The sequence below is a fragment of the Paenibacillus sp. ICGEB2008 genome (assembly GCF_000307675.1).
In the GTDB taxonomy this organism is placed as follows: Bacteria; Bacillota; Bacilli; order Paenibacillales; family Paenibacillaceae; genus Paenibacillus; species Paenibacillus polymyxa.
The window spans coordinates 1-1,715 of the sequence record NZ_AMQU01000051.1; the positions used below are offsets into that span (position 1 = coordinate 1).

1 rRNA gene is annotated in these 1,715 nt (G+C 53.8%); it reads right to left on the reverse strand.

Annotated features, from left to right (window positions below):
* Positions 1-1,715 (reverse strand): 23S ribosomal RNA (locus tag C400_RS0125860); the annotation flags it as partial.

Consider the following 1,715-nt stretch of genomic DNA (forward strand, 5'->3'; position numbering starts at 1 on the left):
TCGCGTACCGCTTTAATGGGAACAGCCCAACCCTTGGGACCTACTTCAGCCCCAGGATGCGATGAGCCGACATCGAGGTGCCAAACCTCCCCGTCGATGTGGACTCTTGGGGAGATAGCCTGTTATCCCAGGGTAGCTTTTATCCGTTGAGCGATGGCCCTTCCATGCGGTACCACCGGATCACTAAGCCCGACTTTCGTCCCTGCTCGACTTGTAGGTCTCGCAGTCAAGCTCCCTTCTGCCTTTGCACTCTTCGAATGATTTCCAACCATTCTGAGGGAACCTTGGGGCGCCTCCGTTACTCTTTAGGAGGCGACCGCCCCAGTCAAACTGCCCACCTGACACTGTCCTCGTACCGGATCACGGTACCAAGTTAGAACCTAGATACGATCAGGGTGGTATCCCAAGGATGCCTCCCTTCAAGCTGGCGCTCAAAGTTCTACGGCTCCCACCTATCCTGTACAGATCGTACCCAAATTCAATATCAAGCTGCAGTAAAGCTCCATGGGGTCTTTCCGTCTTGTCGCGGGTAACCTGCATCTTCACAGGTATTAAAATTTCACCGGATCTCTCGTTGAGACAGCGCCCAAGTCGTTACGCCATTCGTGCGGGTCAGAATTTACCTGACAAGGAATTTCGCTACCTTAGGACCGTTATAGTTACGGCCGCCGTTTACTGGGGCTTCGGTTCATAGCTTCGCTCTTGCGAGCTTACCACTCCCCTTAACCTTCCAGCACCGGGCAGGCGTCAGCCCGTATACTTCGCCTTGCGGCTTCGCACAGACCTGTGTTTTTGCTAAACAGTCGCTTGGGCCTTTTCACTGCGGCCCCCTCGGGCTATTCACCCTACCGAGGCACCCCTTCTCCCGAAGTTACGGGGTCATTTTGCCGAGTTCCTTAACGAGAGTTCTTCCGCGCGCCTTAGAATTCTCTTCTCGCCTACCTGTGTCGGTTTGCGGTACGGGCACCTTCTCCTGGCTAGAGGCTTTTCTTGGCAGTCTGAGATCATGACCTTCGCTACTGTAATTTTCGCTCCCCATCACAGCCCAGCCTTACGATGTGCGGATTTGCCTACACATCAGCCTCACTGCTTAGACGGACATCCATCAGTCCGCGTCACTACCCTACTGCGTCACCCCATCGCTCATAACGGATTACGGTGGTACAGGAATTTCTACCTGTTGTCCTTCGACTACGCCTATCGGCCTCGCCTTAGGTCCCGACTTACCCTGAGCGGACGAACCTTCCTCAGGAACCCTTAGGCTTTCGGCGGATCTGATTCTCACAGATCTTTTCGTTACTCATACCGGCATTCTCACTTGAATGCAGTCCAGCGCTCCTTCCGGTACACCTTCAACCCGCATTCAACGCTCCCCTACCCCTGATGCAAGCATCAAGCCATAGCTTCGGTGGTGTGTTTAGCCCCGTTACATTTTCGGCGCAGAGTCACTCGACCAGTGAGCTATTACGCACTCTTTCAATGGTGGCTGCTTCTAAGCCAACATCCTGGTTGTCTGTGCAACTCCACATCCTTTCCCACTTAACACACACTTGGGGACCTTAGCTGATGGTCCTGGGCTGTTTCCCTTTCGACAATGGATCTTAGCACTCACTGTCTGACTCCCGGAACTAAATCTATGGCATTCGGAGTTTGACTGAGCTTGGTAACCCTTGCGGGCCCCGCACCCAATCAGTGCTCTACCTCCACGATTCTTA